The sequence below is a fragment of the Streptomyces platensis genome, assembly GCF_008704855.1.
GTDB lineage: Bacteria > Actinomycetota > Actinomycetes > Streptomycetales > Streptomycetaceae > Streptomyces > Streptomyces platensis.
Window position 1 is genome coordinate 6862176 of record NZ_CP023691.1, and the last position, 22962, is coordinate 6885137.

The window sequence follows — 22962 nt, forward strand, 5'->3', positions numbered from 1 at the left end:
TGCATTGTAGAGCGCTTGCTCCATAATCACTTTATGGAGCAAACGATTCAGAATCAGAAGAAGTGGTCGGTCGGCGGAGGCAGTTGGGTCACGGCCGATGTGTACGGGGAGCCGGACGCTCCCGGTCTCGTCGTCGTCCCGGGCGCGATGAGCGACGCACACGCGTGGCGTCATGTCGCGACCGCCGTCGACGCCTGGCCCTCGGTGACGGTCGTCAACCGCCGGGGCCGTACCCCCTCGGGGCCGCTGACCGACGGCTACTCGCTGCGCACGGAGGTCGAGGACCTCGGCCTGATCCTCGACGAGTGCGCGGGCACACAGGCGCTCTTCGGCTGGAGCTACGGCGGCCTGATCGCGCTGTTGGCCGCCAACGACAGCTCACTGCGCCAGGTGATCGCCTACGAGCCGGTGATACGGCCGTTCGGCAGTCACGTGCTGCCGGACCTGAAGGCCGCCGAGGAGAAGGCGGACTGGGAGGCCACCGCCGAGATCGTGAACCGGCGGATCGCCGGCCTCGACGCGGCGCAGGTCGAGACTCTGCGGGCCGACCGTCAAGGATGGGCGGACTTGCAGCGTCTGAGCAGGCCGGCGCACGCCGAGCTCGCCGCGCTCAACGCGGCGCCGCCACCGCACGAGTTGGCACGCCGGGCGGACCGTGCCGACCTGATCGTCGGCCAGTGCAACCACGGGACGGCCCCCTACGGCACGTCGTTCGATGACGTCCGGCAGCGCGTCGCCCGTGCCACCCGTACCGAAGTCCACGTACTCCCCGGTCAGGGGCACATGGCCCACCTCCAGGCCCCGGCAGAGCTCGGCCATCTGCTCAACGGCCTCGCGACGGCCCGATGAGCAACCCTGCCGACGCCGGGGCCTCGTACCACTGGGGTCTGTCCCTCCGGTCGTGAGCGGAGAGACAGAACCCCGGCCCGAAACCCCGGCCCGGTCTCAGCTCCGGTTCTGTCCCAGCGCCTGGTACACCGCCCTGACCAGCCCGGCGTTGCGCGGGTCCTGGCCCGTCGTGCCACCGCCGTACTTGTTCATGGTGTACGCGTACGACAGCCGGTTCTCCGGATCGGCGAAGGCGAAGGAGCCGCCCGCGCCACCGTGTCCGAACGCCCGTGGATTGGGACCCGCCTGGCCCTGGTGGTTGAGCATGTAGCCCAGCCCCCACCGGTGTTCGTACCCCGCCGGCGCGAGCGCATCGATCGTCAGATCACGCTCACCCGGCCGGCTCTGCGACCGGCGCATCGCCTCCAGGGTGCCGCGCCGCACGAGCGTGCCGGCCGCCAGCGCGCCGTAGACCGTGGCCAGCCCGTGCGCACCGGCATGGGCGTTGCCCGCCGGGATCTCGGCCGACCGGTAGGCGGCGCTGTTGACATCGCCGGTGGGGATGTAGGTCAGTGCCAGCATCACGATGGCCAGCGGATGGTCGGCGAGCGACCGGAACGGCGGCTTCGGCGCACCGGGGAACTGCTCGGCGAGACGCGCCTCGTCCAGCTGCCCGACCATGTCGGCGCAGCGGGCATGCTCCTCGGCAGGGGTGCCGATGAATACCCGCGCCCCCAGCGGCCCGGTGATCTCGCTGCGCAGGAACGCGCCGAGGGACTGCCCGGTGATCCGCCGTACGACCTCGCCCACGAGATATCCGAAGGTCACCGCGTGATAGCCCTGCGCGGTGCCCGGCTCCCACCACGGCGGGGTGGCCGCAAGGATGGCGCACACCCGGTCCCAGTCGTACGCGTGCCCGGCGGGCAGCGGCTCGCGGGGCGCGATCAGACCGGCCCGGTGGCTGAGCAGCCAGAGCACGGGTATGTCCTCCTTGCCGGCCTGCCCGAACTCGGGCCAGTAGCGGCTCACCGGCGCATCGAGGTTCAACTCGCCCCGGTCCACGAGGAGATGGGCACACAGCGCGGTCATTCCCTTGGACGTCGAGTAGACATTGACCAGTGTGTCGCGCTCCCAGGGGCGGGTCCCGGCCGCGTCCGCGTGGCCGCCCCACAGGTCCACCACCGCCTCGCCGTCCACCGTCACCGCGACCGCCGCGCCGACATCACCGTGCTCGCTGAAGTTCCGCTCGAACGCGTCCCGTACGCCGGCGAATTCCGGTGCGCAGTGGCCGCTGACGGTGGCTGGCTCCACGGTGGTCTCCTCGCGTCGTCCCGGTGCGGTCATCCCGTGCCTCCGTACGTGCGTACGGCGTTCCGTACGGATGATCCGTCCAGGTCGATGCCCGTGGCAACGATGTGCGGCCGGACGGCTCAGCGGCGCGTGTCCGGGGGCGTGAGGAGGGCTGGCGAGCCGTCGGCCGGGGGCACGCGCGGCGCGGCGGACGCGGCGCCGGGGTCGTTTCGGCAGCTCAGCGGCGATACGTGGGCGACCGGCAACCGGTGGGGCCGGGCCCGGCGATGGCGGGGGAGGGGCGGGACGAGCGGTCCGGGGAGGGGAGGCGCGTGGCTGGATTCCGCCGTGGGCGAGAGCCGTCGGCCGCCTGGCTCGGGCTCGCGCCATGGCCATCCTGACGGCGGGGGAGGGCGGCGGATGACCTTTTGTCACCCGGGTGCCCGAGGAGGGCCCGGCCTTCTTCGTCGGGCTGCGGGTCGGCGGCTCGGAGCTGGGCATCGTGACGGACCAAAGCGTCGAGACCGGCACCCCGACCCGGATCCTGCTCAGCATCGCCGTCCAGGACGTCGATGCGCTTCTGGACCGGGTCGGGCCGCTCGGCGGAACGGTGCGGGGCCCGGCCAACGACATGCCTTGGGGGCAGCGGGTCGCCCATATCCAGGACCGGACGGCAACGCGGTCAACCTCACCCAGCCGGTCTGACCGGGGTGGCGGCCACCCAGGACGGGAGAGGGCCGGTCCAGCCAGGCCGGCGGCAGGCCAGGACGGGAGGCGGCCGGTCCTGACGGGACGCGGTGGCCGGTCCCGCCCGGCCCGCTGCCCACCCGTCGGGGCCCGCCGTGCCACCCCGACCGGTCAGTTCTGGTTCTTCTCCAAGGCGTTGACGTACGCGGCCATGAAGTGGTCCCGGACACCGTCGGAGGCGGGTGCGAGCAGGTCGGCGGTGAGGCCCCGGGCGCGGTCGACCAGGCCGCTGAGCAGCGGCATGGTGTGGTGGAGGGCGCCCTTTGCGTCGATGTAGCGCAGTGCGGAGACATGGTGGAAGGCGGGCTCCGGGGGGAGCTGCGGCACGATGTCGTTGTTGTTGACGAAGCGGTACATGCGGTCGGAGAAGGCCGTGTTGAACTCCTTGGACAGCTGCCGGTCGCAGGTGCGCGGCTGGCCGAAGGTGTAGACACCGTTGGCCGTCACATGCGGCTCCTCGAAATGCAGCCGCGCGCCGGCCAGCATCGCCAGCGCCCCGCCGAGGCTGTGGCCGGTGAACCACACCGTCTGGCGGTTGTCGCGGAAGGCGTCGATGGCGGCGCGGACCTGCGGCCAGACGGACTCCAGCGCCTCCCCGAAGCCGTAGTGGACATAGCCCCTGCCGCCGGGACCGGGCCACGGCGGCGTGGTGGCGTCGGACAGCCAGTCGCGCAGTTTCACCGGCTCGGTGCCCCGGAAGCTGGTGATGATCATGCTGTGCCCGCCGAGGGTGTACGCCTGGGTGTCCTCCAGCGGGAACGGTGGGCGGAACGTGGTGTGGTGGTGGCGCACCCGGTCGAAGCCCCATTCCCGGGCGGTGGCTTCGATGGTCTGCTCGTCCTTGTAGGCGAGCTCGGAGGCGCGCGCCATACAGAGCGCATGGCGGACGGTGTAGCCGGTGGCTTTCTGGTCGATCGTGGCACTGGTCAACGAGGGCTCCTCTGGCTGGGGTCGACGATGGCTGCTGCGAGGGCCGAGCGCTGCGCCTGAGACCGCTCCGATCACAGAACGCACGCGCTGACTACGCAGCGTAATCTCCCGATCGGGTGGCATGCGGGTGCCGCCCGTTCAAACCACTCGTTCGTGCCTCCGGTCGCACACACCGGGCCGCCGGGCGAGCCTGGAAGCGTTCAGCCCCCGGAGGAAGGCCCACAACGGAAGGCCCCACAGTGAACAGCGCGGATCAGGCGTCACACGCGAAACATGTATCGGCCGAGGTGATGGTGGAGCTGGAGAGCTGCGCGACGCAGGACGCGCACGCCGTCTTCAGCGCGCTGCGCACCACCTTCAGCTCCGACCGGGCGGCGGACGATGTGCCCGAGGAGGTGGCCGGGGCCGGTTCGACCGTGTGGACCTCGACCTTCGACGTGAGTGAGCGCAAGGCCGCGGCCGAGCCGCGCCGGCTGACCGCGCCCGTCATGGTCAGCCTCCAGGGCGGCTACTGGGCGGTCGACCAGCTGTGCAAGGGCCTGGAGTCCGCGTTCGCCGTCCATGTCCTCGGGACGGCCGCCGGTGACCAGGAGAAGGAAGTCGAGTTGCGGCTGGAGACCCGTTAGCGGTCGCAGGCGCTTCTGAGGCGACGAGGCCACCACGGTCACGGCGCAGGACATGGCCCAGGTGCACGACAGCCGCCCCCGCGGCCCGGATCGGAAGGCATGAGCGAGTGGAGCCCAACCATCATCCGCCGGAGCCCGGCGGAGCGCCGTCGGCGGACGGTCACCAGTCCTCGCTGGTGCTGCACATCAACGGAGTGACGCAGACGCTGACCGTGGACCACCGCACCACGCTTCTGGACCTGCTCCGCGAACGCCTCGGTCTGACCGGTGCCAAGAAGGGCTGCGATCACGGCCAGTGCGGCGCGTGCACCGTGCTCGTCGACGGGCGGCGCGCCAACAGCTGTCTGCTGCCGGCCGTGGCCCAGGACGGGCGGCAGATCACCACGGTCGAGGGCCTCGCCGAAGGGGAGCGGCTGCACCCTCTTCAGCAGGCCTTCCTGGAACGGGACGCCCTCCAGTGCGGCTACTGCACCCCCGGCCAGATCTGTTCGGCCGTCGGGGTGCTGGCCGAGGTGGCGGCCGGCTTTCCGTCCCACGTCACCCCGCCCACCGCGGACCCCGCCACCCCGGTCGAGCTCACCGACGACGAGATCCGCGAGCGGATGAGCGGCAACCTGTGCCGCTGCGGCGCCTATCCGCGGATCGTCGAAGCGGTCCGGGAGGCGGCGCAGTGAAACCGTTCGGGTATCTGCGGGCGACCAGCGTCGAGGAGGCCGTACGGGCCGCGGCCGGGCAGCCCGGCGCCCGTTTTCTCGGCGGCGGTACCAACCTCGTCGACCTGATGAAGCTGGGGGTGGAGACGCCGCAGCTGCTCATCGACGTCACCCGGCTGCCGCTCGACCGGATCGAGGAGCTGCCGGACGGCGGACTGCGGATCGGCGCGCTGGTGCGCAACAGCGATCTCGCCGCGGCGGCCGCCGTCCGCGTCCGCTACCCGGCCCTGTCGCAGGCGCTGCTGGCCGGCGCCTCGGGGCAGCTGCGGAACATCGCGACCACCGGCGGCAATCTGCTGCAGCGCACCCGGTGCCTGTACTTCCAGGACATCTCCAAGCCCTGTAACAAGCGCGCCCCCGGCACCGGCTGCCCGGCCCGCGAGGGGGTGCACCGCGATCTCGCCGTACTGGGCCACTCCGACCACTGCGTCGCCACCCAGCCGTCGGACATGGCGGTGGCGCTGGCCGCCCTCGACGCCGAGGTGCTGCTGCACGGCCCCGACGGGGAGCGCACCGTGCCGGTGACCGACTTCCACCGGCTGCCCGGTGACAGCCCGGAGCGGGACACCGAGATCCGGCCCGGCGAACTGATCACCGCCGTCCGGCTCCCGCCGGCCGCCCCCGGTACCCGCTCGCGCTACCGCAAGGCCCGCGACCGCGCCTCGTACGCCTTCGCCCTGGCCTCCGTCGCCGCCGTACTGGAGGTGCGGGACGGCACCGTACGGCACGCCGCCCTCGCGTTCGGCGGGCTCGCGCACCGGCCGTGGCGCGCCCGCGCCGCCGAAGAGGTGCTGCACGGCGCGCCCGCCACCGAGGACACCTTCGCCCGTGCCGCCGACGCCGAACTCGGCGCCGCCCGGCCGCTGCGCGACAACGGCTTCAAGGTCACGCTCGCCCGCAATCTGGCCGTCGGCGTACTGGCCGGACTGGCCGCCCCCGACGACGACCACTGACCACACCACGACCACCAGGACGCCCCTGCCTCCTCCGCCCCAGCCCCCGATCCAAGGACGCGCGCCATGAGCCCCGACTCGTTCCCGCTCGGCCCTCTCCCGTACCCCCTGGGCGCCCCGCTCGTCCGCCGGGAAGGCCGGGAGAAGGTCACCGGCACCGCCCGGTACGCGGCCGAACACACCCCGCCGGGCTGCGCCTACGCCTGGCCGGTGCCCGCAACCGTCGCCCGCGGCCGGGTGATCGCCGTGGACACCGCGGCGGCGCTCGCCCTGCCGGGGGTGTACACGGTGCTGACGCACGAGAACGCGCCCCGCCTCGCGGCTGCCGCCGATCCGACGCTGTGGGTCCTCCAGGACGACCGGGTCCCGCACCGCGGCTGGTATGTCGCCCTCGCCGTCGCCGACAGTCTCGAAACCGCCCGCGCCGCCGCCGGGGCCGTCCGTGTCCGCTACGAAACCGCCGCGCATGACGTCCTGCTGACCGCCGGTCACCCCCGGATGTACGACGCGGAGACCGCCAACGGCGGCTATCCGGGAACCCGTGAACGCGGCGACTTCGAGGGGGCGTTCGCTGCCGCCCCCGTCACCCTCGACGCCACGTACACCGTGCCGCCGCTGCACAATCACCCCATGGAGCCGCACGCCTCCACCGCCTGGTGGAGCGACGGCCATCTGACCGTCCACGACTCCAGCCAGGGCGCCACCAGGGTCTGCGAGGACCTCGCCGCGCTGTTCCGGCTGGACCGGAGCGAGGTCACCGTGGTCTCCGAGCACGTCGGCGGCGGCTTCGGCGCCAAGGGGACGCCCCGCCCCCAGGTCGTCCTGGCCGCGATGGCCGCCCGCCACACCGGGCACCCGGTCAAACTGTCCCTGCCGCGCCGGCAGCTGCCGGCGGTCGTCGGCCACCGCGCACCCACCGTTCAGCGGCTGCGCCTCGGCGCGGGCGACGACGGCGTCCTCACCGCCCTCGCCCATGAGGCCGCCACGCACACCTCCACCGTCACGGAGTTCGTCGAGCAGGCCGCGGTCCCGGGGCGCGTCATGTACACCTCGCCGAACAGCCGCACCGTGCACCGTGTCGTCCCGCTCGACGTACCGACGCCCTCCTGGATGCGCGCACCGGGCGAGGCCCCCGGGATGTACGCCCTGGAGTCGGCCGTCGACGAACTCGCCGTCCTCCTGGACATCGACCCCGTCGACCTGCGGATGCGCAACGAGCCGGACACCGAGCCGGACAGCGACCGCGCCTTCAGCAGCCGCCATCTGGTCGGCTGTCTGCGGGAGGGCGCGGAGCGCTTCGGCTGGCTGCCCCGGGACCGCCGGCCCGGAGTCCGCCGCGAGGGCGATCTGCTGGTGGGCACCGGCGTCGCGTCCGCCACCTACCCGGTCTACATCGCCGCCTCCTCCGCCGAGGCGCACGCCGCCACCGACGGCAGTTACCGCATCCGGGTGAACGCCACCGACATCGGCACCGGCGCCCGCACCGTGCTCGCGCAGCTCGCCGCCGGTGTACTGGCGGTGCCCGAGGAGCGGATCCGGATCGAGATCGGCAGCAGCGATCTGCCGCCCGCGATGCTGGCCGGCGGTTCCGCGGGCACCGCGTCCTGGGGCTGGGCCGTCCACAAGGCCTGTACGGCGCTGCGGCACCGGCTGCGGGACCACGTCGGACCGCTCCCGGCCGACGGGCTGACGGCCGCCGCCGACACCCGCCGGGAGACGGCCGAGGGCTCCCCGTACGCGCGGCACGCCTTCGGCGCCACCTTTGCCGAGGTCCAGGTCGACACCGTCACGGGAGAGGTCCGGACGCGGCGGCTGCTGGGTGTCTACGCGGCCGGCCGCATCCTCAACTCCCGTACGGCGCGCTCCCAGTTCATCGGCGGTATGACCATGGGGCTGGGGATGGCGCTCATGGAGGGCAGCGTGCTGGATCCCGCGTTCGGTGACTTCGCCGAGTGCGATCTGGCCTCGTACCACGTTCCGGCCTGCGCCGACGTGCCGCTGATCGAGGCGCACTGGCTGGAGGAGGAGGACCCCCACCTCAACCCCATGGGCAGCAAGGGCATCGGGGAGATCGGCATCGTCGGTACCGCGGCGGCCCTCGCCAACGCCGTCCGGCACGCCACCGGAGTCCGGTTCCGCGACCTCCCGCTCACCCCGGACAAGGTTCTGCCGCGGCTGTTGGACCGGCCGGGTGAGGGCCGGGCCGGCGGACTTCGCTAAACCAAGATCAGTTGCGGAACCCGCCATGCGGGGTCACCATGGCAAATGACCCATACGTGATTAATGCTCACTCTTCGTGTTTCGGGGTTCGTTGGTCCAACGAGGTGAAGGGCGTGAGCCTCGCGGTGAGGAGCCACGACATGACACTTCCCAGCGACCGGCACTACACGGTCGAACTGCATGCTTCGGCGGAGCGTGTGCCGCAGATCCAGCGGATTCTGGCCGCGCACCTGCGGTACTGGGATCTGGAGCTGCATATCCCGCCCGTATGCCGGGGAGTGGCGGAACTCCTGACCAACGTCCATCGCCATATCGGCCCGGACGCGCCGTGCGTCGTCGAACTCCGCTGGACCGGCCGGCACCTCACGGCCTCCGTCGCCGACCAGGGGCCGCGCCTGCCGAAACTGCTCAGCGCGGGCGGCGGCCTGCTCTCCAGAGTGGCGGCACTGAGCGACAGTTGGGGCACCTGCGGCACCCCGGACGGCAAGGTCATCTGGTTCACCCGCCGGGTCGAGGCGGCCCGCAAGACGCCGCTGACCAGCCGCACCCCGCTGCGCAGCGTGCCCGACGCGAAGGGCCAGCCGGCGGTGCCGCCGCCCGTACCGGTCGAGCCGCTCGTCGAGCCCGTCCGGCAAGCCGTCGCCGAGACCGCCGCGGAGACCCCGGCGGTCTCGTCCGAGGCGTCGCTGGTCTGACACACCGCCAACGAGGCACCGTCAACGAAGCACGGTCAACGAAGCACGGTCAACGACATGGCGAGGTGCTGACGCCCACGCTGTCGCGCCTCGCCCGGTGACTGATATGTGCCTGAGGGCGCGGGGTTACCGGCAACGGCCGGCCACCACGGTTACGATCGCGGTATGGCAACGGTCAGGACGGCCCGCGGGCCGGCCAACAGCGGGATGCGGAACCGCGGTTCAGCGGTTCCGTTTCGTGTGCTGTGGCTGGCCGCCGTGCTGATCAGTGTGCTGGTCGCCCACGGGGCGCGCGCGGAGAGCGCCGAGGGCCATCTGGTGAACGCCGTGCCGGTGGCGGCAGCCGCCACCGCGGACTCCGGTGCCTGGCTCGCCCCCGAACACAGCGGTCACTGTGAGCAGCCGGAGCACCCCGGGCACCCCGAGCACCACTCCGACGAGCTGTGTGTGTCGGGCCTGCCGCAGCAGGGCGCCGCCCCGGCGCTGCCGTGCCCCACTCCCTCGGCGGGCTGCGCCTGGCAGCCGTCGGCACCAGGCCGGTCCGGGGCGTCCGCGGGCGCCCGTGCCGCCCTTCCACCCTTGCGCAGCGCAACGGCTTCCGTGGTGCAGCAGGTCTAGATTCCGGCCGTTTCCGGATCGCTCCCCTGCCGATGCCGCCTGCCCGCCCGCGTGTTCCGCTCCGGCGCGGCGGCAGTCTCCCGGAGGCCCTGTGCCGTTCCGCGTCCCGTTGTGCCTTCTGTTCCGTTCTCTCTCCCGTAGTGGCGCCCGCTCTCGTGGCGGTGCCCGCCTCCCGGGGGACGCCCGTTCATGCCGGCGCCGACCCGCCGTCCTGCTCCTGGTAGCCGGGCTGCTGGCCGTGGTGCTCCCGTGTGCCGACGGCGCCAAGGGGCATCACCGTGCGCCCGCCCCGGTGGCGGTCTCGTCGGGCCGGTCCGCCCCCGTGGCCGCCGTGCCCGCCCACGTGAGCGCCGGGGCGGACGCCGGGCACCACGACTCCACCTGTGTGCCCGGCCCGTCCGGCCATCTCCCGCAGGGCCGCCCGGCCGCCGGGGCGGGGGGCGCCGCGGTGCCCGCCGTCCTCGCGGGGGCCGTGCGCCTCGCGGCGGGACGGACTCCGGCCGCGGGGCGCGGGACCGGGCGGTTCAGACCGGCCCGCGGCGGCCGGGCCACCCTCGCCGCCCTCTGCCGGTGCCGGATATAGGAGCCCGCCGTCGCGTCCGGCCACCCCGGCCGGCGCGAGATGAGCGCCCGTATACCCCACCACCGAACGAGAGCGAATCATGCACTCTCTCCCCACGGCGGCCCGCTCCGTCTCTCCCGCTGCCCCCGCCTCCCCGACGCCCGGCCCGGCCCCTGCCTCCGGCATCCCCGGCCTGGTCGGCAACACCCCCGTCCTGCACATCTCCGAGCCGCTCACCCCGCCCGGCCGCGGCTTCTGGGCCAAGCTCGAAGGCCGCAACCCGGGCGGCATCAAGGACCGGCCCGGACTCCACATGGTCGAACGCGCCCGTGCCCGCGGCGAATTGCGGCCGGGCGCCCGGATCATCGAATCCACCAGTGGCACGCTCGGCCTCGGCCTGGCACTCGCCGGCATGGTCCACGGCCACCCCGTCAGCCTGGTCACCGACCCCGGCCTGGAATCCTCGATGACCCGGCTGCTGACCGCGTACGGTGCCCAGGTCGAGATCGTCGCCGAGCCGCATCCCACCGGCGGCTGGCAGCAGGCCCGCCGCGACCGGGTGCGCGCACTGCTCGCGGCGCACCCCGGCGCGTGGTGCCCGGACCAGTACAACAACCCCGACAACACCACCGCCTATCTGCCGCTGGCCCTCGAACTCGCTTCCCAGCTGGGCCATATCGATGTCCTGGTGTGCAGCGTGGGCACCGGCGGCCACTCCGCGGGGGTGTCCCGGGTGCTGCGCCAGCTCTACCCGCAGCTGCGGCTCGTCGGCGTCGACACCATCGGCTCGACCATCTTCGGACAGCCCGCCCGCCCCCGGCTGATGCGCGGGCTCGGATCGAGCATCTATCCGCGCAATGTCGCCTACGACCAGTTCAGCGAGGTGCACTGGGTCGCCCCCGCCGAAGCGGTCTGGGCCTGCCGCACGCTGGCGTCCTCGCACTACGCCACCGGCGGCTGGAGCGTCGGTGCGGTCGCGCTGGTCGCCGGCTGGCTGAGCCGGACCGAGCCGGCCGGCACCCGTATCGCGGCCGTCTTCCCCGACGGACCGCAGCGCTATCTGAGCACGGTGTACGACGACCAGTACTGCGCCGAACACCACTTGCTCGACGCCCCGCCGGCCGACGGGCCGCAGACCCTGAGCCGGCTGTGGGAGCGGGAGGTCACCGTCTGGAGCCGGTGCGCCCGGGTCGTCGATCCGCTCGGCCCGTCCGGCGCTGCGGACCGCCCCGGCGAGGCCGCGGCGGATCACTTCGGGGAGGCGTCCGCCCAGGGTGCGGGGGAGGCCCGGTGACCGGCATGCTCACCCAGTTCCGTTCCTACGAGCGCAGTGCCCGGCTGCTGATGGTCAATCAGTTCACCATCAACCTCGGCTTCTACATGCTGATGCCGTATCTGGCCGCGCATCTGTCCGGGACGCTCGGCCTGGCGAGCTGGCTGGTCGGACTGGTGCTGGGGGTCCGTAACTTCAGCCAGCAGGGGATGTTCCTGGTCGGCGGCGCACTGGCCGACCGGTTCGGCTACAAGCCGCTGATCGTGGCCGGCTGTGTGCTGCGGACGCTCGGTTTCGTGACGCTCGGGCTGGTGGACTCGCTGTCCGCGCTGCTGGCGGCGTCCGCGGCCACCGGACTGGCCGGCGCGCTGTTCAACCCGGCGGTCCGGGCCTATCTGGCCGCCGCGGCGGGCGACCGGAGGCTGGAGGCGTTCGCGCTGTTCAACGTCTTCTACCAGGCGGGCATCCTGCTCGGCCCGCTGGTGGGGATGGTGCTCACCGGCGTCAACTTCCGGGTCACCTGCCTGGTCGCGGCCGGGATCTTCGCGCTGCTGAGCCTGGTGCAGATCCGTGCGCTGCCGGCCCGCGGGGACGAGTCCGCACCCGACGGGGGCGGCCGCCGGGAGGCCGGTCTGCCGTCCCCGTGGCGGGGTGTGCTGGCCAACCGCCCGTTCCTGCTGTTCTCCGGAGCCATGATCGGCTCCTATGTGCTGTCGTTCCAGGTCTATCTGGCGCTGCCGCTGGAGGTACGACGGCTGGGCGGCGACGGGGAGTTCGCCGCCGCGGCGGTGGCCGGGCTGTTCGCGGTGTCCGGGCTGAGCACCATCCTGGGCCAGACCAGGGTGACCCGCTGGTGCAAGGCCCGGATGACCGCGGGCCGCGCTCTCGCCCGGGGGCTGCTGACCATGGGCCTGGCGTTCGTCCCGCTGCTGGCGGCCACGGCGCTGCCGGTGCCGGCCGAAGGCCCCGGCCGCTGGGCCCTCGCAGCCGTCCCGCCCGCGCTCTGTGCGCTGCTGCTCGCCCTCGGCACGATGATCACCTACCCGTTCGAGATGGACACCATCGTCCGGCTGTCCGGTAACCGCCTGGTCGCGACCCACTACGGGCTCTACAACACCATCTGCGGTATCGGCATCACTCTCGGGAATCTGCTCACCGGCGCCGCACTGGACGCCTCCCGGTCCGCCGGACTGCCCGCCCTGCCCTGGATCGCCCTCCCGGTCCTGGGCCTGGCCTGTAGTGCCGCCCTCTACGGACTGCACCGCACGGGCCGGCTGGCCCCGGCCGCCGCGCCGGCTCCGGCGATGGGCTGAACACAGCGGTGGCCACCCCGTCCGCGAGGAGCCGGGGTGGCCACCGCCGTCCGCGCGGTCTCAGGGCCGCGCCGCGGTTCTCACCGCCGCCGGGCCGTCACCAGCCACGAGGCGCTGCCGAGCGTGACCCCGTCCGGGCCCCGGTGGGCGGCCATGGTGTGCCGGAGGGCGGCGAGCGCCCCGGCCCTCGCCTCCTCGTCGGCCGCGGCCAGCATCTTGCGGACCATCGGCGTATCGGTCAGCGACGCGACCGCATCGTCCTCGTCGGTGCCCATCCACATCGGCTCGTCGACCGCGTCGACCGAGATCCCGTCGAATCCGGCACCCTCCAGCAGCGTCCTGATCCGGGCGGTGTCGGCGAGCGAGAACGGGCCCGGTTCCCCCGGGGCACCGAAGTCCGGCGGCTGCACATACGGGGCGAGGGCCTCGAACGGCACGGTCAGGTAGGCGTTCTGCGCCAGGTCCCGCCAGCAGAGGAAGGCCAGCCGGCCGCCGGGGCGCAGGGCATGGGCGATGTTGCGGAAGGCGGCCTCCGGATCGGCGAAGAACATCACCCCGAAGCGGCTGAGCACGGCATCGAACGCGGCGGCCCCGAAGTCGTGGACCTGAGCGTCTCCTTGCGCGAAGGTGGCCTGCGGGAGTCCGGCCGTCGCGGCCTGCTTCCGGGCCTCGGCCAGCATCGGCCCCGACAGATCGACCCCGAGCACCGCTCCCTCGGCAGCGGCCCGCGCCGCCTCCAGGCTCGTCCCGCCGCTGCCGCATCCGATGTCCAGCACCCGGCTGTCCGCCCGGATCCCGGCCGCCGCCATCAGCCGCGGGGTGAGCCGGCGGTACCGGGCCTCCTGATGCGCGCGCTGCCGGACCCAGTACTCCCCGTCGTCCCCGTTCCAGGCCTCGGCCTGGGCGGTGTTGCCGGCCGCGACCTCCTCCGGCAGCCGGGCCGCCCGGTCCCCGTCCGTGTGCCGCTCGCTGCTCCGGTCCATCACGTCCTCCTTGCCCGAAATGCTCAACTATCGACCGTGCGACATCCGCGACCAGGGAGTTCGTCGTGCGTACGGCGGTGTGTCACACCTGCGACACCCCCCCTTCCCTGGCGCTCGTTCCTCTTGGAACACTCTGCTGACCGTGGTTTCGCACCACTCCTCACACAACCGCACATCAGCACCCGTCATTTCGCCAACTCCCCCACACGCGAAGAGGTTCCCAGACCATGCCTGAATTGAATCGGCGGCGTTTCCTCCAGATCGCCGGTGCCACCGCCGGCGCGTCGGCCCTGTCGAGCAGCATCGCCCGCGCCGCAGCCATCCCCGCCAAGCGGAGCTCCGGATCCATCAACGACATCGAGCATGTTGTCGTCCTGATGCAGGAGAACCGTTCCTTCGACCACTACTTCGGCGCGCTGAAGGGCGTACGCGGCTTCGGTGACCCGCGTCCGCTCGTCCTGGAGAGCGGCAAGTCCGTCTGGCACCAGCCGGACGGCGACAAGGAGGTGCTGCCCTACCACCCGGACGCCGAGAACCTCGGCATGCAGTTCATCGCGGGCCTCGACCACGACTGGGCGGGCGGCCACAAGGCCTGGAACAACGGCAAGTACGACAACTGGATATCGGCGAAGACCGCCGGGACGATGGCCCATCTGACGCGTAAGGACATCCCGTTCCACTACGCGCTCGCCGATGCCTTCACCGTCTGCGACTCTTACCACTGCTCGTTCATCGGGGCGACCGACCCCAACCGCTATTACATGTACACGGGTCATGTCGGCAACGACGGCAAGGGTGGCGGCCCGGTCCTCGGCAACGAGGAGGAGGGGTACGACTGGACGACGTACCCGGAGCGGCTGGAGAAGGCCGGGATCTCCTGGAAGTTCTACCAGGACATCGGTGACGGCCTGGACGCGGACGGCAAGTGGGGCTGGATCGACGACGCCTACCGCGGCAACTACGGCGACAACTCACTGCTCTTCTTCAATCAGTACCGTAACGCCAAGCCCGGCGACCCGCTCTTCGACAAGGCCCGCACCGGCACCAACGCCAAGGAGGGCGACGGCTACTTCGACCGGCTCAAGGCCGATGTGAAGGCCGACAAGCTGCCTCAGATCTCCTGGGTCGCCGCCCCCGAGGCCTTCTCCGAGCACCCCAACTGGCCCTCGAACTACGGCGCCTGGTACGTCTCCCAGGTGCTGGACGCGCTCACCTCCAACCCCGAGGTGTGGAGCAAGACCGCGCTGTTCATCACCTACGACGAGAACGACGGCTACTTCGACCACGTCCTGCCGCCCTTCCCGCCGGCCTCCGCCGACCAGGGTCTGTCGACCGTGGACACCGCGCTGGACAGCTTCGGCGGCAACGCCAAGTACTCCGCGGGTCCCTACGGCCTCGGCCAGCGCGTCCCGATGCTCGTCGTCTCTCCCTGGAGCACCGGCGGCTTCGTCTGCTCCGAGGTCTTCGACCACACCTCCATCATCCGCTTCATGGAGCGTCGCTTCGGCGTCCACGAGCCCAACATCTCGCCCTGGCGGCGCGCCATCTGCGGCGACCTGACCTCTGCCTTCGACTTCGGGCTGGAGAACACCAAGCCGGCCGCGCTGCCCGCCACCGACGGCTTCCAGCCGCCGGACAAGGAGCGGCACGACAGCTATGTGCCGAAGCCGCCGGCCAACCCCGTGCTGCCCAAGCAGGAGCCGGGCTCCCGCCCCGCCCGCCCGCTGCCGTACGAGCCGCTCGTCGACGGGTCCGCGACCCCCTCCACCGGCCGCTTCACCCTCACCTTCAAGAGCGGCGACAAGGCCGGCGCCTGCTTCACCGTCACCGCGGGCAACCGCACCGACGGCCCCTGGACATACACCACGGAGGCCGGCAAGAAGATCTCCGACACCTGGAACACGTCCTACTCCAAGGACGTCTACGACCTGTCCGTCTACGGCCCGAACGGCTTCCTGCGCACCTTCAAGGGCAACGGCAAGAAGACCGGGCCCGAGGTGACCGCCCGCCATGACAAGACGGCCGGCCGCGTCGAACTGACCCTGACCAACCCCGGCAAGACCGACTGCCATCTCACCGTCACCCAGGCCTACGGCGGCCCCGCCGAGACCTACCCGGTCCGGGCGGGCGCCACCGTCAAGAAGTCGATCGACCTGCGGGCCAGCAAGCGCTGGTACGACCTGTCGGTCACCTCCGACACCGACCCCGCCTTCCTGCGCCGGTTCGCCGGCCATGTGGAGACCGGCGAGCCGGGCGTGAGCGACCCGGCGATCATCACGGGCTGAGCCGCCCACGACGGGCCGGGACCGGCACCCCCACGGGTGCCGGCCTCGGCCCGCACGCTCTCAGGAAGCTCCGCCGGGCAGACCGCCGCGGATCTCCCGGGCCGCGGTGACCAGGTTCTCCACGGCCTCCCGCACCTCGGGCCAGCCGCGGGTCTTCAGACCGCAGTCCGGGTTGACCCACAGCCGTTCGGCGGGAATCGCGGCAAGTCCCTTGCGCAGCAAGGCCGTTGCCGCGGTCACGTCCGGGACGCGCGGCGAGTGGATGTCATAGACCCCGGGTCCCACCTCGCGCGGATAGCCGGCCGTGGCGAGCTCCGAGGCGACCTGCATATGGGAGCGGGCCGCCTCCAGGCTGATGACATCGGCGTCGAGGTCCTCGATGGCCCGGAGGATGTCACCGAACTCCGCGTAGCACATATGGGTGTGGATCTGGGTGTCCGGACGGACCCCGCCGGTGGTGAGGCGGAACGCCTCGGTGGCCCAGGCCAGGTACGCGGCGTGGCCGGCCGCGCGCAGCGGCAGCGTCTCGCGCAGGGCGGGCTCATCGACCTGGATGACCGAGGTGCCCGCCGCCTCCAGGGCGTTCACCTCGTCGCGCAGCGCGAGCGCCACCTGGCGGGCGGTGTCGCCCAGCGGCTGGTCGTCGCGGACGAAGGACCAGGCGAGCATGGTGACCGGGCCGGTGAGCATGCCCTTGACCGGCCGCTCGGTCAGCGACTGGGCATAGCGGGTCCAGCGCACCGTCATCGGCTCGGGACGGGAGATGTCCCCGGCCAGGATCGGCGGCCGGACATAGCGGGTCCCATAGGACTGCACCCAGCCGTGCTGGGTGGCGAGGTAGCCGGTCAGCTGCTCGGCGAAGTACTGGACCATGTCGTTGCGTTCCGGTTCGCCGTGCACCAGGACGTCGATCCCGGCCTTCTCCTGGAAGGCGAGCACCTCACGGATCTCCGCCGAGATCCGCTCCTCGTACCCCTCGGTGTCCAGCCGTCCGGCCCGCAGATCGGCCCGCGCCGTGCGCAGTCCGGCGGTCTGCGGGAACGAGCCGATCGTGGTGGTCGGCAGCAGCGGCAGCCGGAGGTGCGCACGCTGGGCGGCGGACCGCTCGGCGTACGGCTGGGAACGGCGGCCGTCGGCGTCGGTGACGGCCGCGGCGCGGGCGCGCACCGCCGGGTCATGGGTGAGCGTCGAGCCCGCCCGGGAGGCCAGGTCCGCGCGGTTGGCGGCGAGTTCGGCCGCGATGGCGCCGGTGCCCCGGGCCAGACCGCGCGCCAGTGTCACGATCTCCGTGGTCTTCTGCCGGGCGAAGGCCAGCCAGCGGACGATCTGCGGGTCGATGTCCCGCTCGGCCCCGGTGTCCAGTGGGACGTGCAGCAGCGAGCAGGAGGACGACACATCGACCTGCTCGGCCAGCCCGAGCAGTGTGCCCAGGGTCGCCAGCGACTGCTCGTAGTGGTTGATCCACACATTGCGGCCGTTGACGACACCGGCGACCAGCCGCTTGCCGGGCAGCCCGCCGACCGCCGCGAGATCCTGGAGGTTGCCGGCCGCGGGCCCGGTGAAGTCCAGGGCCAGGCCCTCGACGGGTGCCTTGGCCAGCACCGGCAGTGCCTCGCCCAGCCGGTCGAAGTACGAGGCGACCAGCAGTTGCGGGCGGTCGGTGAGCGTACCGAGGTCCCGGTAGGCGCGGGCCGCGGCGTTCAGCGCGGCGGGGGAGCGGTCCTGGACCAGTGCCGGCTCGTCCAGCTGCACCCAGCGGGCGCCGGCCGCCCGCAGATCGGCGAGCACCTCGGCGTAGACGGGCAGCAGCCGGTCGAGCAGTGTCAGCGGATCGAAGCCGGCCGCGACGCCGGGTGCGGGCTTGGCCAGCAGGAGGTAGGTGACCGGCCCGACGAGGACCGGCCGGGCGGCGAGCCCGAGGCCCCGTGCCTCCGTCAGCTGGGCGACCTGCTCGGAGGAGTCCGCGGCGAAGACCGTGTCCGGCCCCAACTCCGGTACGAGATAGTGGTAGTTGGTGTCAAACCACTTGGTCATTTCCAGTGGCGCCACGTCCTGGGTGCCGCGGGCCATGGCGAAATAGCCGTCCAGCCCGTCGACAGCCACCGCGGCGCGGTGCCGCGCCGGGATCGCGCCGACCATCACGCTGGTGTCCAGGACGTGGTCGTAGTACGAGAAGTCGCCGGTCGGCACCTCATGGACGCCGGCCGCGGCGAGCTGCTGCCAATTGCCGCGGCGGAGATCGGCGGCGGTGGCGCGGAGCGCGTCGGCGTCGACGCGGCCCTTCCAGTAGCCCTCGATGGCCTTCTTCAGTTCACGGTTCGGCCCCTGACGGGGGTAGCCGTGCACGGTCGCTCGTGCTGCCGCGGCTGCGGACCTGCTGGTCACGGAACTCTCCTTCGCGAGTCTGTCTCCATGGACCACGGGACGGGTCGAGGGCGCGAAGGGACGGCAAACCCGGCGGGGCCCGGCGCTCTGCCGCCGGCCGTGCCCGCCTGAGTGTCCGCCGACCCGCCCTCGAGGTCACCGAGATCACCCCGCGCACCGGTCGCGCGGGGGCACTGGCAGGTCTTCGGACTCGCGGGCACATCCGCCGAAGGCGGACATCTACTGGCCGTCGCTTCCCAGACCCGGCCGGGCCCAGTGCGTATGACGGCGGTCGTTCCCACTCACCGCTGCGGGGCAGTCCCGGAATTCCACCGGGTTCCCTCTTGCGACGCGCCTGCCTGGCGGGCAGGGCGAACCAGTTGCACCGGCCACCCTAGGCGCTGCCGCCCGGATCGGACACCGCGACCGGACCTCCCGCAGGTGACATGGGCCACCGCCGGGGCCACCACGCGCCCCCGCCCGCGGTGCCGTGGCTTGCCCTGGAGTGCACTCCAGCTCCTAGCGTGGGCGTACGACCTACAGCTGTCGCTGAACGGCTGTCGCTGAACGAAGGGAACCTCGTGCGCTACACACTGTTCGGCAGGACCGGTCTGCGGGTGAGTGAGCTGAGTCTGGGCGCCATGACCATGGGCGACGACGGGGGCCCGGGCGGCGCCAAGGACACCAGCGGCCGGATCCTGGACGCCTACGCGGACGCGGGCGGCAACTTCATCGACACCGCGAACAACTACACCGGCGGCACCTCCGAGCGGATCCTCGGTGAGCTGCTGGAAGGCCGCCGGGACCGCTTCGTTCTGGCGAGCAAATACACCTGTGCGACCCACAAGGGCGATGTGAACGCGGCGGGCAACCACCGTAAGAACCTGGTCCGGTCGGTGGAGGCGAGCCTGGACCGGCTGCGGACCGACCATCTCGATGTGCTGTGGGTGCACGCCCGGGACAACTTCACGCCGGTGGAGGAGGTCATGCGGGCGCTCGATGACCTGGTGCGCTCGGGCAAGGTCCTCTACATCGGCGTGTCCGACTGGCCCGCCTGGGAGATCGCGCAGGCCAACACCCTTGCCGAGCTGCGCGGCTGGACCGCGTTCGCGGGCTCACAGCTGCGCTACAACCTGCTGGAGCGGACGCCGGAGCGGGAACTGCTGCCGCAGGCCCGTGCCTTCGATCTGGCCGTGCTGGCCTGGGCGCCGCTCGCGGCCGGCAAGCTCACCGGCAAGTACCGCCGCGGGGAGACCGGCCGGCTGGCCGCCGTGGACGACGGCGGCACCCCGGACCACCGCGAGGAGGAGACCCTCACCGCGGTGCTGGAGGTCGCCGAGCAGGGCGGCTGGAGCCCCGCGCAGGTGGCCCTGGCATGGCTGCGCAGCCGGCCCGGCAACATCATTCCGATCGTCGCCGCCACCAAGGAGAGCCAGCTGCGCGACAATCTCGGCGCCGTCGATGTCACCCTGGACGCCGACGCGCTGGACCGGCTCGACCGGACCAGCGCGGTGCCGCTGGGCTTCCCGCACGACTTCCTGCGGCAGCCGGGCATCATCGAGAACGTCTACGGCGACCGCTGGGCCGAGATCGAGGACCGGCGCTCCACCTACCGCCGTACGGCGAGCGAGATCCGCTGACCCGACGCCCCTATGACGGACGCCGCCGCCTGAACAGTCAGGCGGCGGCGTCCGTTTCGTTCAGCGCGGGGGTGCCGGCCGGGTCAGTTCAGCGCGCTGCGCTGCTGCCACTGCTGCCAGCTCTCCTGCCAGACCTCCAGGCCGTTGCCGACATCGGTCTTGTTGGTGTTGGTGGTGCCCTTCACCTCGACCGTGGAGCCGATCGTCAGGAAGTCATAGGCCCTCTTGGCGTCCGAGGTGCTCATGCCGAAGCAGCCGTGGCTGTTGTTGACCTGGCCGAGCTGCTTGTTCCACGGGGCGGAGTGCAGGAACGTCCCGGACGCGGTGAGGTGGGTGACCCACTTGGAGTCCAGCATCCACTCGCTGCCGTGGCCGATGGTGGCGGAGTCCATCGTCTCGGCCGCGTTCTTGCTGCGTACGGTGTGCACCCCGCCGCGGGTCGGGTCCTGCGGGGAGCCCGCGGAGCCGGTGATGCTGCCGACGTTCTTGCCGTTCTCGTACATCGTCAGGGTGTGCGAGGGGACGTCGATGACGGCCTTGTGGTCGGCGCCGATGGTGAAGCCGAAGTTGTAGTCCCGGGCGAACCAGCCGCCGTCACCGGAGTTGAGGCCGGACAGTGCGCCCTTCACGGAGACCTTGGTGCCGGACGGCCAGTAGTCCTTGGGCCGCCAGTCGATCCGGTCCTTGCCGGAGTAGTCCTTGACCCAGCCCCAGGAGCCCTCGACCTTCGGCTGGGTGGTGACCTTCAGCGCCTTCTCTATCTCGGCCTGCCGGTCCTTGGCTATCGGGTTGTCGAAGAGGATCGACACCGGCATTCCGGTGCCCACGGTCTGCCCGCCGGACGGGGTGTTGGTGAGCTTGTTGACCTTGCCGGCCTTCTCCGTGGTGAACTTCGAGGTGGCCGAGGACTCCTTGCCCCCGTCGGACTTGGCCTTCGTCCGCACGGTGTACGTGGTGTCCGGCATGACCTTGCCGTCCGACTTCCATGCCGCGCCGTTGCCGGAGAGCTCTCCGGAGACCTTGCCGCCCTTGTCGTTCTCGACCTCGACCGAGGTGAGCTTGCCCCCGTCGGCCCGTACGGATATCTGGGAGCCGAGCTTGGCCGGGGTCTTTCCGGTGGCCGGGGTGACGGTCACCTTGGTGGCCGGCTGGTCGGCCTTCGACGCATCGGCGCCGCCGCCGCACGCGGTCAGCAGCGCGGCAGCCGCGGTCAGGGCGGGTATCAACCGGGCAGAGTGGCGACGTGGTCCGGCGAGCACGGGGATCCTTCCGAAGCAGAACAGCTGGCAGCGGCGGATCCCGGCCCCGTCACGGGGTGACCGTCAAAGGCTGCTTGGGGACCCGCCGTCTATGCAGAGGGTCTGTCTGCTCGGGTGGTTGTTCGGTGCACCGGATTTCCAGGACACAGTTCGATATCGGAAACGTGAAAAAGCGGCGGACGACCTTCCGGTTGCCCGCCGCTTCGTCTGTTTTCCGGTACCGCCCGGGTGTCAGGTGGACGGTGGTGAGCCACCGCCCTGGGTCGACTGACCGGTGGTGTTGTTGCCGGTGGTGTTGTTGCCGGTGGTGTTGCCGGTGGTGGTTTCCCCGTTGGTGTTGCCCGTAGTGGTTTCCCCGTTGGTGGTGCCGGTGGTCGTTTCCCCGTTGGTGGTGCCGGTGGTGGTCTCACCGGTCCCGGTGGAGGTTTCCCCCGTGGTCGTCCCGCCGTTCGACGTGTCGGTCGGGCCGCCAGGGGTCCCCGTCCCGCCGCCGGTCTCCGTCGGAGAGTTGCCGGTGCCGCCGGTGGGCTGTTCGGTGGACCCGGGTGTGGGCGGCGGTGACTGGCCCGGCGGGGGCTGGGACGAGGCGGGACCGCTGGGGGTCTCGGCCGGCGCGGACGTCGTGCGGTCCTCGGCGCCGGTGGTGCCCTCGGGGCGCTTGAACCACTTGCCCGTCTGCGGGTCGCGCAGGGTGAATTCCTTGATCTTGGACTTCGCGGGCTTGACGACCACCGCGTGCGAGGGCTGGTATCCGGGCCACTTGGTGCCGACCGTCTTCACATCACCCTTGAGCTCGACCGGCGGCGTCAGCGGGTTGCCGCACTTGCAGCGCACCCGTGGCACCCCGTACGAGTCGACCATCACCGCGGTGCCGGACTGGAGCACCGACTGGAAGGTGGTGGCCTTGCCGTCCTTGAAGCCGTGGTTGGTGACCCGGGTGTCATAGGTCAGCTGAACGGGCGTCAGGGTACGCAGATAGGACGGGACGTCCCCCGGCTGTTTGCCCAGGACGCCGGCGAACGCCTGGTTCCTCGCGGGGGCGCTGGTCAGAAAGCTGATCTGCTTCTCGACATCGCAGCTCGCGCTGTTCTCGGTCCCGCCGTAGAGGCCGGGCGTCGCACCCGAGAACGTGCTGTTGCCGCCGCCGGCCGGCTTGGGCGTGGCGGAGGGGGTGGGGGAGGACTCCTTCGCCGACGACTTGGTGACCGGGTCCTGTCCGGTCGAGGCGGCCGGTTCGGCGAACACCTCACTGGTGCCGCCCCCCGGACGGGTGAAGATGACGATCAGAACCACCGCCACGACCGCGGCGGTGGCGATGATCGCGACCCGCGGCGCGGACCGCCACCAGGGCCCGCCGGCGCCGGCACCGCCGCCGCGGCCGCCTCCGCCACCCCCGCCGCCTCCGCCACCCTTGCCGGGGCCGCCCGGCGGCGGGCGGTAGCCGGGCTGGGTGGGCTCCTCCGGCGGTGTCTGCCCGGGCCATGAGCCCACCTGTGTCGGCTCGTGCCCGGGGCTGGACGGCGTACCGGAGAGCGGACCCGACGGCGGTCCTGTCGGGTGGCTGTCAGGCGGCGGTGGAGATGTCACGGGTGCCTCTTCCGACGCGTGTGGGCCATCCGGCTATGCGAATTTCGCCCGGTTTGTCTAGGTCAAGGACATTGTG

17 protein-coding genes, 1 pseudogene and 1 riboswitch are annotated in these 22962 nt (G+C 71.9%); of the genes and pseudogenes, 12 read left to right on the forward strand and 6 right to left on the reverse strand.

Translation table 11 applies throughout. The features are described from left to right. Nucleotides 1–33 precede the first annotated feature (33 nt). Nucleotides 34–849: an alpha/beta fold hydrolase gene (locus CP981_RS30290; RefSeq protein ID WP_085923846.1), complete on the forward strand. Its 816-nt coding sequence runs from the start codon at nt 34–36 to the stop codon at nt 847–849. Nucleotides 850–945: 96 nt separating this feature from the next. Here the strand turns inward: CP981_RS30290 and CP981_RS30295 are convergent, their stop codons facing one another. Further along, complete coding sequence (locus CP981_RS30295; protein WP_085923921.1) at nt 946–2139, reverse strand: serine hydrolase domain-containing protein; 1194 nt, start codon at nt 2137–2139, stop codon at nt 946–948. Between the two features lie 412 nt (nt 2140–2551). On the opposite strand from CP981_RS30295, the pseudogene CP981_RS38895 reads away from it, so the two are divergent. Beyond that, a pseudogene (locus CP981_RS38895) lies at nt 2552–2823 on the forward strand (VOC family protein); the annotation flags it as partial. Between the two features lie 153 nt (nt 2824–2976). On the opposite strand, the gene CP981_RS30305 reads toward CP981_RS38895, so the two are convergent. Next, nucleotides 2977–3795 (reverse strand): lipase family protein, encoded by an 819-nt coding sequence (locus tag CP981_RS30305; RefSeq protein ID WP_085923847.1) that lies wholly within the window; start codon nt 3793–3795, stop codon nt 2977–2979. Between the two features lie 239 nt (nt 3796–4034). Between CP981_RS30305 and CP981_RS30310 the strand changes: the two genes are divergently transcribed. The 8 genes from CP981_RS30310 (at nt 4035) to CP981_RS30345 (ending at nt 12768) form a co-directional block, all read left to right on the forward strand. Next, nucleotides 4035–4421: a hypothetical protein gene (locus CP981_RS30310; RefSeq protein WP_085923848.1), complete on the forward strand. Its 387-nt coding sequence runs from the start codon at nt 4035–4037 to the stop codon at nt 4419–4421. Between the two features lie 107 nt (nt 4422–4528). Then, nucleotides 4529–5095, forward strand: a complete 567-nt coding sequence (locus CP981_RS30315; RefSeq protein WP_085923849.1) for a (2Fe-2S)-binding protein — start codon at nt 4529–4531, stop codon at nt 5093–5095. Continuing rightward, nucleotides 5092–6087, forward strand: a complete 996-nt coding sequence (locus CP981_RS30320) for an FAD binding domain-containing protein (RefSeq protein WP_085923850.1) — start codon at nt 5092–5094, stop codon at nt 6085–6087. Before CP981_RS30315 ends, CP981_RS30320 begins: the two co-directional genes overlap by 4 nt. A 66-nt stretch (nt 6088–6153) precedes the next feature. Then, on the forward strand, nt 6154–8307 hold the full coding sequence (locus CP981_RS30325) for a xanthine dehydrogenase family protein molybdopterin-binding subunit (protein ID WP_085923851.1): 2154 nt from the start codon (nt 6154–6156) through the stop codon (nt 8305–8307). Between the two features lie 140 nt (nt 8308–8447). Then, nucleotides 8448–9002 (forward strand): ATP-binding protein, encoded by a 555-nt coding sequence (locus tag CP981_RS30330; RefSeq protein WP_085923852.1) that lies wholly within the window; start codon nt 8448–8450, stop codon nt 9000–9002. A gap of 165 nt (nt 9003–9167) precedes the next feature. Further along, on the forward strand, nt 9168–9620 hold the full coding sequence (locus CP981_RS30335; protein ID WP_143658847.1) for a hypothetical protein: 453 nt from the start codon (nt 9168–9170) through the stop codon (nt 9618–9620). A gap of 662 nt (nt 9621–10282) precedes the next feature. Next, on the forward strand, nt 10283–11476 hold the full coding sequence (locus CP981_RS30340) for a PLP-dependent cysteine synthase family protein (protein ID WP_244329848.1): 1194 nt from the start codon (nt 10283–10285) through the stop codon (nt 11474–11476). A 5-nt stretch (nt 11477–11481) separates the two neighbouring features. Continuing rightward, nucleotides 11482–12768, forward strand: coding sequence for an MFS transporter (locus CP981_RS30345; protein WP_425282223.1), 1287 nt, complete (start codon nt 11482–11484; stop codon nt 12766–12768). Nucleotides 12769–12848: 80 nt separating this feature from the next. On the opposite strand, the gene CP981_RS30350 is transcribed toward CP981_RS30345, so the two are convergent. Next, nucleotides 12849–13751 carry a class I SAM-dependent methyltransferase gene (locus CP981_RS30350; protein ID WP_085923856.1) on the reverse strand — a complete coding sequence of 301 codons (903 nt, stop codon included), beginning with the start codon at nt 13749–13751 and terminating at the stop codon, nt 12849–12851. 227 nt (nt 13752–13978) lie between these two features. On the opposite strand from CP981_RS30350, the gene CP981_RS30355 reads away from it, so the two are divergent. After that, on the forward strand, nt 13979–16036 hold the full coding sequence (locus CP981_RS30355) for a phosphocholine-specific phospholipase C (protein WP_085923857.1): 2058 nt from the start codon (nt 13979–13981) through the stop codon (nt 16034–16036). A 60-nt stretch (nt 16037–16096) separates the two neighbouring features. Here the strand turns inward: CP981_RS30355 and metE are convergent, their stop codons facing one another. Next, entirely contained in the window at nt 16097–18421 is a 2325-nt protein-coding gene (gene metE / locus CP981_RS30360; protein ID WP_085923858.1) for a 5-methyltetrahydropteroyltriglutamate--homocysteine S-methyltransferase, read from the reverse strand. 172 nt (nt 18422–18593) lie between these two features. After that, nucleotides 18594–18781, reverse strand: a riboswitch (cobalamin riboswitch). A 200-nt stretch (nt 18782–18981) separates the two neighbouring features. On the opposite strand from metE, the gene CP981_RS30365 reads away from it, so the two are divergent. Further along, nucleotides 18982–20040 carry an aldo/keto reductase gene (locus CP981_RS30365; protein ID WP_085923859.1) on the forward strand — a complete coding sequence of 353 codons (1059 nt, stop codon included), beginning with the start codon at nt 18982–18984 and terminating at the stop codon, nt 20038–20040. Between the two features lie 83 nt (nt 20041–20123). On the opposite strand, the gene CP981_RS30370 is transcribed toward CP981_RS30365, so the two are convergent. Continuing rightward, on the reverse strand, nt 20124–21266 hold the full coding sequence (locus tag CP981_RS30370; RefSeq protein ID WP_085923860.1) for a L,D-transpeptidase: 1143 nt from the start codon (nt 21264–21266) through the stop codon (nt 20124–20126). Between the two features lie 264 nt (nt 21267–21530). Next, nucleotides 21531–22790, reverse strand: coding sequence for a DUF6777 domain-containing protein (locus CP981_RS30375; protein ID WP_085923861.1), 1260 nt, complete (start codon nt 22788–22790; stop codon nt 21531–21533). Between the last annotated feature and the right edge of the window lie 172 nt (nt 22791–22962).